Consider the following 13,604-nt stretch of genomic DNA (forward strand, 5'->3'; position numbering starts at 1 on the left):
ACTCAGGGGTGGGACCACAGCCCCTGCTTGCGCAGCAGGGGCAGGACGCCCTCGCCGAACCAGTACGCCTCCTCCAGGTGCGGATAGCCGGACAGGATGAACTCGTCGATGCCGAGGCGGTGGTATTCGGCGATCCGCTCGGCCACCTCGGCGTGGCTGCCCACCAGCGCCGTGCCCGCGCCGCCGCGCACCAAGCCGACACCGGCCCAGAGGTTGGGGTAGATCTCGAGGTTGTCCAGGCTGCCGCCGTGCAGGGCGAGCATGCGCTGCTGGCCCTCGGACTCGCTGCGGCCGAGGCCGTTCTGGATGGAGCGCACGGTCTCCGGGTCGAAGCCGTCGAGCAGTCGGCCCGCCTCGGCCCATGCCTGCTCGGCGGTGTCGCGGGTGATGACGTGCAGCCGGATGCCGAAGCGGATCGTACGGCCCTGCTCGGCGGCGAGGGAACGGATCCAGGCGATCTTCTTCGCGACCTGGGCGGGGGGTTCGCCCCAGGTGAGGTAGACATCGGAGTGGCGGGCGGCGATCTGACCGGCGGCGGGGGAGGAGCCACCGAAGTAGACATCCGGGACCGGGTCGGGGAGCCGGGCCAGCTTGGCGCCCTCGACACGGAGGTGTTCACCGGCGTGGTCGACGGTCTTGCCGTCCCACAGGTCGCGGACGATGCCCAGGAACTCGCCGGTGCGGGCGTAGCGGGCGTCCTTGTCGAGGAAGTCGCCGTAGCCGCGCTGCTCCTGGCTCTCGCCGCCGGTGACCACGTTGAGCATCAGCCGTCCGCCGGTCTGCCGCTGGTAGGTGGAGGCCATCTGGGCGGCGAAGGTGGGCGAGAGGAAGCCGGGGCGGAACGCCACCAGGAACTTCAGCCGCTCGGTGTGCTGGCTGACCATCGCGGTGGTCAGCCAGGCGTCCTCGCACCAGGCACCGGTCGGGGTCAGCGCGCCCACGAAGCCGAGGTGTTCGGCGGCGCGGGCGATCTGGGCGAGATAGCTCACGGACGGCGGGCGGTCCCCTCCGGCCGAGGTGACGGGGGTGCCATGGCCACCGCCGACGACATGGCGGCTGTCGCCGTTGGTGGGCAGGAACCAGTGGAAGGTGAGGGACATGGTGCGGCTCCGTTCAGGGGGTGGGCTCGGGCAGGGGCGACATGGTCAGCTCGCCGCCGCCAGTACGGTGGGGTGGCCGAGCGCCGCCGAGAACTGGTCGACCACCTGCTCCAGCGCCTCGGCGGCCCCGGCGGCCACGCTCACCCCGCCGTCCGGCTCCACCGTGATGTCCTTGTCCAGCGTGAACCAGCCCTGGACGATATGGGCCGCGCCCATGGAGGACAGCACCGGCCGCAGCGCGTAGTCGATGGCCAGGACGTGGGCGGTGGTGCCACCGGTGGCCAGCGGCAGCACCGTCTTGCCCGCGAGCGCGTACTGCGGCAGCAGATCCAGCAGGGACTTCAGCAGTCCGGAGTAGGCGGCCTTGTAGACCGGCGTCCCCACCACGAGCCCGTCCGCCTGCTCGACCAGCGCCTTGGCCCGGACGATGGCCGGGTGCGAGAAGTCCGCGCCGAGCAGCGCGGCGGCGGGCAGGGTACGGACGTCGAGCGGGACCACATGGTGGCCCTGGGCGGTCAGCCGGGCGTCCAGATGGCGCAGCAGCCGGGCGGTCCGGGAGGTGGCGGAGGGAGAGCCGGAGAGGGACAGGACGGTGGCCATGAGCAACCCTTCGTGATGCCGGGCACGGGGAACTCCCGGTGGAGCGATTACGGGCATGGGGAATCGCGCCCCGGCGGCGAACGGAATTCACCGTGGCAGGGGCGCGGAAAGACCGGGAGCGCGAAGGGGCGCCAAAGGCGGGGTAGCGCGGCCGCAATTCCTCGGGGGCAGCGGCTAAAAGCCTTTCCCGATCATGGGAGGCGACGGGGAGCGAAGCGGAGGCGATCCCTCAGGGCTCGCTCGGACCCATACGGTGGGTCAGACCGGACAGCAACAGAACGCGCTGGAGACACGCGCGAGGTCGACGTGGCGTCGCCGCGTGAGGTCCTGTCGCTTCATGTCACCGATCCAACCAGGGGGAAGTCCTGCCGGTCAAGAAGGCCCGGGAGCCATTCCATATCCCGGACGCGCGGGCCGGGCCGCGGAATTCCGCGGCGCCCGCTTCGAGATTACCCGGGAGGCGGGCCGGGGCGTGAGTCGGTATTCATGAGACCGTGACAGGGATTCCCTTGAAGCGGGCGGGCCCGCGCGGGCATCGTGCGGCGTGTGCGAATTGAACAGCTGGAATACATCGCCGCCGTCACCCGCCTCGGATCGCTCCGTCGCGCCGCCGAGGAACTGCATCTGTCCCAGCCGGCGCTCAGCGAGACGGTGCGCAATCTCGAACGCGAACTCGGCGTCGATCTGCTGGAGCGCAAGCGCTCCGGCGCGACGATCAGCGCGGAGGGACGGGAGCTGCTGCCGCATATCGCCGGCGTCATCGAGGCCGTCGACCGGCTGCGCGGCGCCGCCGGGGACCAGCACCGCGTCAGCCGGATGATCCGGCTGGGCACGGTCAACACCGCGACCGTCCCGCTGCTGATCCCGGCCGTCCGGGAGTTCCGCGCCATCCATCCGGTGACCCAGGTCGAGGTGGTGGGCGCACAGCAGACCGAGATCCACCGGGCGCTGCTGGAGGGGAGTTTCGACCTGGGGCTGGTCAACTGCCTCCGGGGGGACGACGTCCCGCCCACCCTGGAGACCACCGAGCTGCTGCGCGGCCGCCCGGTGGTCTGTCTGCGCCCGGACAGCCCGCTGGCCGCCCGGCCGACGGTGAGCGCGGCGGATCTGCTGGACGGGCGGGAGCCGCTGATCGTGATGCGCTCCGGCTATCTGATGCACCGCTTCATCCACCGGCTGCTGGCCGGGCGCACCCCGTCCTTCTCGTACTCCACCGACGGGGCCGAGATGGGCAAGCTGATGGTGGCCGAGGGGCTCGGCGTCACCGTGCTCCCCGACTTCAGCGTCATCGGCGACCCCCTGGAGCGCGGGGGCGCGATCACCCACCGGCCGCTCGCGGACGGCGAGGCCACCGAGGTGCTGCTGATGATCCAGCGCCGCCGCTCGGGCTCGGTGCCGCGCGCCGTACGCGACCTGCACGAGCTCTTCGTGCGGCGCGCGGACAACCGCGGTGGGCCGGGGGAGGCGGTCAGGGCGTAGGGCCGCCGTCGTTCTCCTCCTGGTGGTCGGCCCAGCGGTAGCTCTCCGGGAGCAGATCGGCGACGGGCACGGCGCGCAGCCGCTCACCCGCCCCGACGATGACGCGGATGTCCGGGAAGTAGTCGAGCATCATCTGGCGGCACCGGCCGCAGGGAGGGATCACCCCGCGCCCGCGGTCGCCCACGGCGACCATCGTCACCAGGTCGTACGCGCCCTGGGCGGCCGCCGCGCCGATGACGACGAGTTCGGCGCAGGGGCCGCCGGTGAAGTGGTAGGCGTTCATCGCGGTGACGATCCGCCCGTCCCGGTCGCGGGCCGCCGCCGCCACGGTGTGGTTGTCACCCCGGCTGCGGGCGGCCGCCACCTGGGTCGCGGCCTGGACGAGGTCATGGTCGACGGAATGAGGCGTGGTCATGTCCGGAGCTTGGCAGAGATGACCGGGGCCAGGCGGTCGGTGATGGTGCGGTGGCCCTTGTCATTGGGGTGGACCGAGTCCGAGAGGTCGTCGGCGGCGAGCCAGCCGGTGGTGTCGACGTAGGAGGCCCTGGCGTCGCCGGAGCCGGTCACGGCGGCCTTGGTCTCGGTGCCGAACCGGCCGCTGAAGGTGCGCAGCGCGAAGATCCAGGCGTTCGGGTAGGCGGTGCGGACCTTGCGCAGCAGACTCGCGTAGGACGCCTGGAACTGCGCCGGGGTCACCCCGCGGCCCACGTCGTTGGTGCCGAGGTTGATGACCACCGCGTTCGCCTGGTAGCGGGAGAAGTCCCAGTCGGGCGTGGCGGCGTTCGGGTTCAGCTTGGTGAACTGCTGCTCCAGGCTCATCCGGTCGTCCGCCGTGTCGACCAGAGCCGCGCCGCCCTGGGCGATCTGGGTGTGGTCGGCGCCGAGCCGTTCGCCGATGAGCCATCCGTAGGCGGTGCGGGCGTTCTGCGAGGTGGTCGTGCCGACCGTGATCGAGTCGCCGACGAATTCGATCAGGTTCTTCGGGGTCGGCGGGGTGAAGGTGGTGGCGCCGCTGTCCAGGGTCAGGCCCTGGAAGACCGCGTCGCCGTGGTAGGAGCCCGCGACCACCTGGTAGTTGACCTGGAGGGTGTGGTTTCCGGCGGCGAGCGGGGCCGGGGTGAGGTTCACCGTGCCCTTGGCCTCGTCGTAGAAGGTGGCGGGGCCGCCGTCGATGCTGGCCCACAGGTCGATCGCGTTGCGCTGCTCGAGCTTGACGGTGCGGCCGGTGAAGCCGGTGCGGAAGTACGCGCCCGCCCAGTAGGGGGTGTAGGCGGTGGCCGAGCTCTTGGTGTCCCAGCGGCCGGTGAACCGGATGTTGGGGTCGCCCGGCCGGCCGGGCGCGGCGGCGTTGAGGGCCGCGGAGCCGGGCGCGGTGCCGAGCTTCGCGGCGATGATCGGGGCCAGGCGGTCGGCGAACTTGGTGTGCCCCGCCTCGTTGGGGTGGCCGTTGCCGTCCTCGTAGTCCGTGCCGTCGGTGAGCCAGCCGGTGGTGTCGACGTAGCTCACCTTGGCGTCACCGGCCGCGTTGCGCGCGCTCACGGCCGCCTTGGTCTCCGTCACATAGCGCTTCTTGAGGGTCTGGACGGCGAAGAGCGCCGCGTTCGGGTACTTCGCGCGGATGTCGCGGAGGAGACCGGTGTACGCGGACTGGAACTCAGGCCCCGTGACGCTGTGCCCGATGTCATTGGTGCCGAGGTTGATGACCACCGCACTGGCCTGGTAGCGGGAGAAGTCCCAGTTCTGGTCGCCGGTCGAGGCCGTCTTGAAGAACTGCGTGGCCAGCCCCGCACAGCCGTCCTTGCCGACCAGGCAGTAGCCCGAGCGGGCGATCTGGGTGTGCCGCATGCCCAGCCGCTCGCCGGTCTTCCAGCCGTACGAGTCCAGCGCGAGCCGGTCGGTGAGGGCGCCCGCGGTGATGGAGTCGCCCACGAACTCGATGAGCCCGGACGGGACGCGCGGGGCGGCCGTACCCGCGCCCGCGTCCAGGAGCAGGCCCTGGAAGACGGTGTCGCCGGAGCGGTAGGAGACGCGGAGGGTGTGGGTGCCCTGGGGGAGCGGCTGGGGGGTGAGGGTGACGGTGCCCTTGACGCCCGCGTAGAAGACATCGGGGCCGCCGTCGACGCTCGCGTAGAAGTTCACCGCCTCCCGGGCCTTGACCTTCACCGTGGTGCCGGTGAACGCCGTCTGGAGGTAGCCGCCGGTCCAGTTGGGGACGGCGGCGGTGGCGGAGCCGAGGTCCCAGCGGCCGGTGTAGACGATGTTGGGGTCGGTCACCGAGCCGTTCCCCAGGGCCGCCGCCCGTGCGGTGGAGGTGATACCGAGGCTCAGCCCCACCGCGCAGAGCGACGCGGTCATGACAAGGACGAAGAGTCTGCGTAAGGAATGCGGGATCGATCGCATGGGGGTCCTCTCGGGGGAGGGAGTGGATGCCCGGGTGGGATCCGGGGAGGGTCTGGGGAGGGTCCGGGAAGGGGCTGGGAGCGCTCCCAGGCATCGTGGCCCCACGATGGAAGCCTTGAATCGGTTCAACGTCAAGGTGTGCGGCGACAGTTACGATGTGAGCCATGGCGGAAACCGGTGGGGTGCGCGAAGTGAAGTCCGCGGGCCGCACCGTGGAACTGCTGGAGCTGCTCGCCGCGCGCGGCGACCAGCCGGCCCGGCTGCGCGAACTCGCCGAGGAGCTCGGCGTCCCGCGCAGCAGTATGTACGCCCTCCTCAAGACCCTGATCGACCGCGGCTGGGTGCGCACCGACGTCACCGGCTCGCTGTACGGCATCGGCATCCGCGCGCTGCTCACCGGCACCAGCTATCTGGACAGCGATCCACGGGTGCGGGCGGCGCGGCCGTATCTGGACGAGGCGTCCGACGCGCTGGGCGAGACCATTCACTTCGCCCGGCTGGACGGCGGCGATGTCGTCTACCTCGCCACGCGCGAGTCGCATGAGTACCTGCGCCCCTTCAGCCGCGTCGGGCGGCGGCTCCCGGCCCATGTGGGAGCCCTGGGGAAGGCGCTGCTCGCCGAGCGGATCGACGGTGAACTCCCGCTGGGAGGTGAGGAGTTGGCGCAGGCGACGCCCAACACCCACCGCACCCGCGCCGCACTCCTGGCCGATCTGAAGCGGGTGCGGGAGCGGGGCCACGCCATCGACCGGGAGGAGGGGGTCCTGGGCATCGTGGGCTTCGGGTTCGCCCTGCGGTACGACGCTCCGGCGGTGGACGCGATCAGCTGCTCGGTGCCGACGGCCCGGCTGACGGAGGGGCGGGAGGAGCGGATCGTCGCGGTGATGCGGGAGATCCGGGCGAAGATCGAGGCGGTTGTGCCGAGGGGGACGGGCACGGGCCCGCGGTGGCGCCCGTAGGCCCGGTTCCGTGCGGCGTCGGGCCCGAGGTCCGTGCGGCGTCGGGCCCGAGGTCCGCGCGGCGTCGGGCCCGAGGTCCGCGCGGTGTCAGGCCCGGGGTCCGCACCGCGTCAGGCCCAGCCCCGTTGGGCGGCGCGGACGCCCGCCTGGAAGCGTCCGGCGGCGGCGAGGCGGAGCTGGAGGTCGCTGACCCGGCGGCGCAGGGTGCGCAGGCTCACACCGAGGTGACGGGCGATGGCCTCGTCCTTCATGCCCGCCGCCAGCAGGCCGATCAGCCGGCGGTCCGCCGCGCTGAGCTCCTCGCCACCGTCGTCCGGCGTACCGCTCAGCGGGGTCCCCTGCTGCCAGAAGGTCTCGAAGAGCGTCTGGAGGGCGTCGGTGAGGGCCGAGTGCCGCACGATCACCGCGCAATACGCCGGACCGGCGTCCGCGCTGGTCAGTGGCAGCATCGCGGTGCGGCGGTCGACCACCAGCAGCTTCATGGGGACGGTCGGCAGCACCCGGGCCTGTTCGCCGAGCGCGACCATGCCCTCCGCGTACGCCAGCAGGTCGGGGGACTCCAGCGAGGTGACGGAGTACACGGTGCGGTAGGCGACCCCGCGGCGCAGCACCTCGCTCTGGAGGTCCAGCTGCGGGGTGAGCGGGGCGAGGTAGGGCGGGGAGTCGAAGAGGCAGACCTCGTGTTCGGCGCGGGCGTACAGCTCCTCCAGCCGGGCGGCGTTGGCGCTCTCGCCGCGTACGACCTCGACGAGCGAGGACGGCTCGGCGCGCAGCAGCCCGGCGGCGTAGATCTTGGCCATGTCGTCGGCGGTGGCGGCGAGCAGGTCGGATTCGCTCTCGCGCTTGCGGATGAGGGCCCGTACGGCGATACGGGGGTCGACGGGCCGCAGTCCCCCGGTGGAGTCGGGGGCCTGGATCAGACCGAGGCGGAGCAGCCGGGCGCAGGCGCGGCGTACCCGCGGCGGGGAGGCGCCGAGCAGTCGCGACCAGCCGGTGATGCCCGCCTCGGGCTGGTGGAGGATCGCGTGGTACAGCGCTTCGTCGAAGTCGGAGACCCCTGCCGCGGCCCAGGGACTCGGGCTCGTGGCAGGGGTCTCGTCGGATGCGGATACGGATGCTCTGCTGTCCACTGGCGGCGACTCCAGCGCGTCGATGAATCGATTCGATCAACGGCACGCTAGACGTTGTTCGTTACCGCCGAAGGAAGGCTTTCGGCCTACTTCAGGCCATATGCACGAATGACCGTTTGATCGATTCGATTGCCGTCCGCGTCGGCGGCCTGGACGCGCAGGCTGACGAAGCCGTTGGTGGCGCCGAGCGGGGGATGGCCGACCGCGGCCCGGTAGCCCGTGCCGGAGCGGGTGAGACTGACCTTCTTCCAGGTCGTGCCGTCGTCGTAGGACGCCCATGCCTTCGCCCCGGTGAGCTTCGCGGCGTCAGCGCCCTCCTGGTGGCGAATGGTCAGGCCGAAGCCGAACTTTCGCCCTGCCTTGGCCTGGCCGAGCAGGTCCACGCCGAGGTCGTAGTCGATGGAGAGCAGGGGGAGGGCCGTCGCCTGGGCGGTGTGCGCGGAGGCGAAGTCCCATTGCGTGGTGGTCCTGGTCGAGTACGCCGACCAGTCGGCCTTGCGGCGGGCGTCGATCGTCAGCCGGTACGCGGCCTTCTCGCCGGGCACCTGGAAGGTGCCGGAGCCGTACGGGGCCTCGCCGACCGGCTTGCCGTCCGCGTACAGGCTGGTCTTCACCGCGTCGATGCCGTCCTTGGCCGCGCCCGCGGAGCCGTAGTGGCCGGGGCCCGAGTCGGAGAACTCCGGTATGGCGACCGTGAGTTGGTCGCCCTCGCGCTCCGAGGCGCCGAACTCGGCGGCGGTGGTGGGCCGGATGACGGGCGACAGCCAGTCCACGGTCTCCTTCGTCCCGGGTGCGTAGGTCTTGAGCGGTGACCACTGCCGTCCGCCGCCGTCGTAGTCCTGCATCGCGGTGCGCCAGACGCGGGTGTCGGGGTCGGCGCTGTAGTACTCGGTGCGCTGGGTGCCGAGCGCCACCTCGGACTTCTGCTCCACGGAGAAGAGCTGGTAGGGGCGGAAGGTGTGGGTGGCCTCGGCGCCGAGCTGGTCCTTCCCGGGGGCGTGGTAGCGGGCGGTGACCTTGTGGGTGGTGCGGCTGTTGATGGGGTACGTGAGGTCCTCGCCGATGGCGTCCCGCTCGGGCAGCAGGACGTCGTACAGGTACGGGCTGTTGGCCGTACCGCCCAGTTCGATGGTCACCCCCCTGGTCTGGCCGTCCAGCAGCGAGAGCAGCTTGTCGCCCTCCTCACCGGGCACGGACATGACGGGAATCGTCGCGCTGTCGACCGCCGTGAGCCACAGGCCGAGCGTGGTCTTGCGATAGACGAGGACGTAGGCGGCGCCCGCCTTGGTGGCGTTGATGACCGCTTCGTCGGGCCATCCGTCGGGTTCGAGGCCCACCAGTACGGCCTTGCCCTTCACGTCCAGGCCCTCGAAGTCCTCGGGCGTACCGGCCCCGGCGGACACCAGCCGCACCTTCCGCTTGCCGTCGATCTTGACGGGCCAGCCGGTGTACGTGTCCACGTACTGCGGGCTGAGCGTGACCCGCTCGGGGCTGGTGACGCTCGCGGTCAGCTTCGTCTTCTCCAGCCGCCAGCGGCTGTAGAACTCGAAGAAGCCCTTGGTGACCTTCTTGGTCGGCGCCGCGTAGATGTGTTTCCTCCACTTGCCCATGGAGTAGGTCAGGCCGAAGGAGCTGCCGCCCTTCAGCTCCCGGTGCCAGGAGGTGATCACGCCCTGGGGCTCGGCGTCCTTCTCCTTGGTCTGTGGCTTGATCTCGACGGCCTTGCGGGCGTCGAGGGTGAGCGAGGTGTCGCCCGTCAGCTCGATCTCCGGATCGCCGACGACGCTCGTCGCGACCTCGTGCTTGCCGCTGTCGTAGACCGGGATCCAGGTGGCGAGGGAGTACGTGCCGGCCGGGAGCTGGAAGGAGTCGGAGCCGAGCAGGTAGCCGAACTGGTTCTGGCTCGCGTCGCCGAGCTCCTGGAGGGTGTAGAGCGCGCTCGGTGCCTGCTTGCCCTCGCGGTCCAGCAGCGTGACGTTGAGGGCGTAGAGCTTCTCGGCCTTCTCGTAGGCGACGGCGGTGGTCACCTTGACCGTGCCGCCCGCGCCGTCGTCGCCGGTCGCGGTGATGTACCCGGCGTGGCGGCCCGCTTTCGCCTTGGCCGGGTCGACGGTGACCAGGGCCTTCACCTCGCCGTTCGCGGGCACGGTCACGGTGTCGGAGCCGAGGGTGAGGGAGTCGTCGCCGACCGAGGACGCCAGCTTCAGCGTCACCGGTTTGTCAGTGGCGTTGGTGTACTTGATGGCCTTGGGGTCGGCCTTGTCGGCGTCGTACGCGTACTGGCCGTAGTTGAGGACCGGGGTCCCGAAGACGTTCTGGGTGGCCGCGCGCGGCACGTCGACCCGGCCGTCGCCCTGGGTGAACGGGCCCTCCGCCGCGCTGGTCTTGGCCGTGCTGGCCAACGTGTCCTTGATCTGCGGACCGGTCCAGTCGGGGTGGACCTCCGCGACGATCGCCGCCGCGCCCGCGACATGCGGCGTGGCCATCGAGGTGCCGCTCGACGTGGTGTACAGGTCGTTGACGGGGGTGCCCATGGCCGTACCGGCCGCACGGGCCGCCGTGATGTTCACGCCGGGCGCGGTGATCTCGGGCTTGATCGCGTAGTCCCCGGTGCGCGGACCGCGGCTGGAGAAGGTCGCCCACTTGTCGGACTTGTCGACGGCGCCGACGGTGAGGGCCGAATCGGCGATGCCGGGGGTCTCCACGGTCCCTTCGAACGGGCCGGAGTTGCCCGCCGCGATCACGAACAGCGCCCCGGAGGACGCCGACAGCTGGTCGACCGCCTCGCTCAGCGGATCCGAGGGGCCGGACGCCGTGCCGCCGAGCGACATGGAGATGATCTTCGCATCGGAGGCGGCGGCCCACTCCATGCCCTCGATGATCCACGACGAGTAGCCCTCGCCCGCGTCGTTCATCACCTTGCCGACCAGCAGCTTCGCGCCCGGTGCCACGCCCTTGTACTTCCCGTCGGACCCGGCGCCGCTGCCCACGATGGTGTCGGCCACATGGGTGCCGTGGCCGTGGCCGTCCTTGACGGTCTGGTCCGGGACGAAGCTCTTGGAGTCGGCGATCGCGTCCTTGACGTCCGGATGCGTGGTGTCGATGCCGGTGTCCAGCACGGCGACCTTCACGCCCTTGCCGTCGTATCCGGCCTTCCACATCTCCGGGGCGCCGATCTGCGGCACGCTGACGTCGAGCGACGCCTTGACCTTCCGGTCCAGCCAGAGCTTCCGTAACCCCTTGTCGCGGCTGACGTCGGCCCAGAAGTCCGCCGCGTCGGCCTTCCTGGCGCTGAGCGCCGCACCGTCCACGCTGGTGAGTGCCAGGGTCTTGCGCGCGCCCTCGGGGGTCGGGTGCGCGGCCTTGGTGCGATAGGTGGCGATGACCGGTATCGAGCCGGTCTTCCGGTCGTCGTAGCCCTGCTTCACCAGCTGGGTGATGTTGAACAGGCCCGCGTCGACCCGGCCCTTGGACATCAGCCGGAGCGCGTCCACGGGTACGACGCTGATTTCCTTGTCCTGCTGGGTGGTCACGAACTCCGCCGACTCGCGGCCCGGCGCCCGCTGCACCTCCACGGCGTACTTGCCGTCGGGGCCGGTGGTGACGCTGACCGTGTCGCCGGTGATCAGGGTGACCGTGTGCTGCTGCGTACGGACCGGTGGGGCCTCCGCGGCGGCCTGGGACGGCCGCCCGCTGGCCACCGGGGCGGCCATGGCGCCCATCACACCGGCGGCGCCCACCACAGCCAAGAAGCGACGCAATCTTCGCATCGGCTGGCTTCCTCCCTCATCGCATCCGACTCTCCTGTCGGAAGGTGCGATCAGAGTGGTGGCCGCGAGCGGATGTGCTCAAGGGAATCCTGTGGCCGGGGCGTGCCAACGCCCTGAATGGCCACAGAAGTTGGGGAGCAGTAGAAGGAGTCCTGCTCGATCACGCGTGGTTGATCACGCGTGCTCGATCACGCGTGCTTGATCATGCCTGCTTGATCATGTCCGCGCACTTCTCGCCGATCATCATCGTCGTGATGCACGGATTGACGGCGATCAGGTACGGCATCGCCGAGCCGTCCGCCACCCGCAGCCCCGTCACCCCCTTGACCCTCAGCCGCGGATCCAGCGGGGCGTCCGGGTCGTCGGGCGCGCCCATCCGCACCGTGCACGCCGGGTGGTAGACGGTGTTGTGGGTCGCGCGGAGGTAGCCGGCCACCTCGGCGCCGCTGTTCACATCGGGTCCGGGGGCCAGTTCGGCGCCCGCCCACATGGCCGAGTCGTCGTCGTGCGAACCGTCCGGCCGTGGTTCCGGCGGCGGTCCGGCCGGCTCGGTCGCCGTCACTCGAACCATCGCTGGGGACGGGGCGCGGTGTTGCGCCAGATGTGCTTGAGCTCCTGGTACTCGTGCAGCCCCGACGGGCCCAGCTCCCGGCCGAAACCGGACTGCTTCATCCCGCCCCACTCGGCCTGCGGGACATACGGATGGAAGTCGTTGATCCATACGGTCCCGGCCCGCAGCCGGGACGCCACCCGGTGCGCCTTCTCGGTGTCCTGCGTCCACACCCCGCCCGCCAGGCCGTACACCGTGTCGTTGGCGAGCGCCACCGCCTCGTCCTCGTCCCGGAACCGCTCCACGGTGAGCACCGGGCCGAACGACTCGTCCTGCACCACCGACATGTCCGGGGTGCAGTCGTCCAGCACGGTCGGCAGGTAGTAGAAGCCCTTCGCCAGGTCCGGGTCGTCGGGCGGGGTCCCGCCGCAGCGCAGCACCGCGCCCTCGTCGACCCCCGCCGCCACATAGTCGGCGATCTTCTGACGGTGCTCGGCGGAGATCAGCGGCCCGGCGCGGGCGTTCTCGTCGAACGGCCCGCCCAGCCGGATGTTCCGGGCCCGATGGACGATCTCGTCGATGAACGCGTCATGCAGCTGCTCCTGGACCAGCAGCCGGGCACCGGCCGAGCACACCTGCCCGGAGTGCAGGAACACCGCAGTGAGCGCGTAGTCCACCGCGGTGTCGAAATCGCAGTCGGTGAAGACGATATTGGGGTTCTTGCCGCCCAGCTCCAGGGCCAGCTTCTTCACCGTGGGCGCGACGGCCGACATGATCCAGCGGCCGGTGACCACTCCGCCGGTGAAGGACACCAAGTCCACGCGCTCGTCCGTGACCAGCGGCGCGCCCGCGGTGGCCCCCGAGCCGAGGATCAGATTGGCGGCCCCGCCCGGCAGCCCGGCCTCGGTCAGCAGCCGCATCAGATGGATCGCGGTGTGCGGGGTCAGCTCGCTGGGCTTGAGGACGAAGGTGTTCCCGGCCGCCAGCGCGGGCGCCACCTTCCAGGCCGTCTGCAGCAGCGGGTAGTTCCACGGCGTGATCAGCACACACACCCCGACCGGCTCGTGCACCACCCTGCTGTCGATCTCCGGACTGCCCACCTCCACCACGCGGCCGCCGCTCCCGGAGGAGGCGAGGGTGCCGAAGTAGCGGAAGCAGTTCGCGATGTCGTCGAGGTCGTACTCGCTCTCGACCAGCCGCTTCCCGGTGTCCAGGGACTCGGCGCGGGCGAGCGTCGGCTTCTCGCGCTCCAGCAGCTCGGCCACCCGCAGCAGCACCCCGCCCCGGTCACCGGGCGGGGTACCGGGCCACGATCCGCGGTCGAAGGCGTCCCGGGCGGCCGCCACCGCCGCGGCGGCGTCCTTGGGCCCCGCCTCGTCGACCACCGCGACCAGCGAGCCGTCCGCCGGGCAGCGGATCTCGCGGCTGTGTCCGTCGAGGGCGGTCGTCCAGTGGCCGCCGATGAACAGCTCCGGCATGGCTTCCTCCGGGCTCGGACGACAGGGCCGGTCCCGAGTGGATCCATCGACGCACCCGTCCGGCCCACACACCGAGCGTAAGTGGCGCCGGTCCCCCTCGCACGGCGTGGGAGGGCGCGGGCGCGGTCCGCCGGTACC

General features: G+C 71.1%; 11 protein-coding genes. 2 read left to right on the forward strand and 9 right to left on the reverse strand.

The features are described 5' to 3' along the window. Positions 1–2: 2 nt before the first annotated feature. From JK364_RS29745 to JK364_RS58150, 3 genes are all read right to left on the reverse strand, one after another. Positions 3–1,100, reverse strand: a complete 1,098-nt coding sequence (locus JK364_RS29745) for an LLM class flavin-dependent oxidoreductase (protein ID WP_201854430.1) — start codon at positions 1,098–1,100, stop codon at positions 3–5. A 45-nt stretch (positions 1,101–1,145) separates the two neighbouring features. After that, on the reverse strand, positions 1,146–1,700 hold the full coding sequence (ssuE, locus tag JK364_RS29750; RefSeq protein WP_201854431.1) for an NADPH-dependent FMN reductase: 555 nt from the start codon (positions 1,698–1,700) through the stop codon (positions 1,146–1,148). Between the two features lie 258 nt (positions 1,701–1,958). Then, the gene (locus JK364_RS58150) at positions 1,959–2,039 is read right to left on the reverse strand and encodes a putative leader peptide (protein WP_350338121.1); all 81 of its coding nucleotides are present in this window, start codon (positions 2,037–2,039) and stop codon (positions 1,959–1,961) included. Positions 2,040–2,246: 207 nt separating this feature from the next. Here JK364_RS58150 and JK364_RS29755 point away from each other — a divergent pair, with 207 nt between their 5' ends. Next, positions 2,247–3,179, forward strand: a complete 933-nt coding sequence (locus JK364_RS29755) for a LysR family transcriptional regulator (protein ID WP_201854432.1) — start codon at positions 2,247–2,249, stop codon at positions 3,177–3,179. Here the strand turns inward: JK364_RS29755 and JK364_RS29760 are convergent. Then, entirely contained in the window at positions 3,169–3,594 is a 426-nt protein-coding gene (locus JK364_RS29760) for a cytidine deaminase family protein (RefSeq protein ID WP_201854433.1), read from the reverse strand. The genes JK364_RS29755 and JK364_RS29760 overlap by 11 nt on opposite strands. Next, complete coding sequence (locus tag JK364_RS29765) at positions 3,591–5,534, reverse strand: GDSL-type esterase/lipase family protein (protein WP_230992680.1); 1,944 nt, start codon at positions 5,532–5,534, stop codon at positions 3,591–3,593. The genes JK364_RS29760 and JK364_RS29765 overlap by 4 nt, the downstream gene beginning before the upstream one ends. Before the next feature lie 209 nt (positions 5,535–5,743). Between JK364_RS29765 and JK364_RS29770 the strand changes: the two genes are divergently transcribed. Further along, positions 5,744–6,538: an IclR family transcriptional regulator gene (locus JK364_RS29770; RefSeq protein ID WP_201854435.1), complete on the forward strand. Its 795-nt coding sequence runs from the start codon at positions 5,744–5,746 to the stop codon at positions 6,536–6,538. Between the two features lie 110 nt (positions 6,539–6,648). On the opposite strand, the gene JK364_RS29775 is transcribed toward JK364_RS29770, so the two are convergent. From JK364_RS29775 to JK364_RS29790, 4 genes are all read right to left on the reverse strand, one after another. Then, a complete protein-coding gene (locus JK364_RS29775; RefSeq protein WP_201854436.1) occupies positions 6,649–7,668 on the reverse strand; it encodes a response regulator transcription factor in 1,020 nt (339 codons plus the stop codon). 86 nt (positions 7,669–7,754) lie between these two features. After that, complete coding sequence (locus JK364_RS29780) at positions 7,755–11,438, reverse strand: S8 family serine peptidase (protein WP_201854437.1); 3,684 nt, start codon at positions 11,436–11,438, stop codon at positions 7,755–7,757. Positions 11,439–11,640: 202 nt separating this feature from the next. Next, positions 11,641–12,009 carry a GMC oxidoreductase gene (locus tag JK364_RS29785; protein WP_372462008.1) on the reverse strand — a complete coding sequence of 123 codons (369 nt, stop codon included), beginning with the start codon at positions 12,007–12,009 and terminating at the stop codon, positions 11,641–11,643. After that, positions 11,997–13,466 (reverse strand): aldehyde dehydrogenase family protein, encoded by a 1,470-nt coding sequence (locus JK364_RS29790; RefSeq protein ID WP_201854438.1) that lies wholly within the window; start codon positions 13,464–13,466, stop codon positions 11,997–11,999. Before JK364_RS29790 ends, JK364_RS29785 begins: the two co-directional genes overlap by 13 nt. Positions 13,467–13,604: the final 138 nt, after the last annotated feature.

The organism is Streptomyces endocoffeicus (genome assembly GCF_016741935.1).
GTDB classification, from domain to species: domain Bacteria; phylum Actinomycetota; class Actinomycetes; order Streptomycetales; family Streptomycetaceae; genus Streptomyces; species Streptomyces endocoffeicus.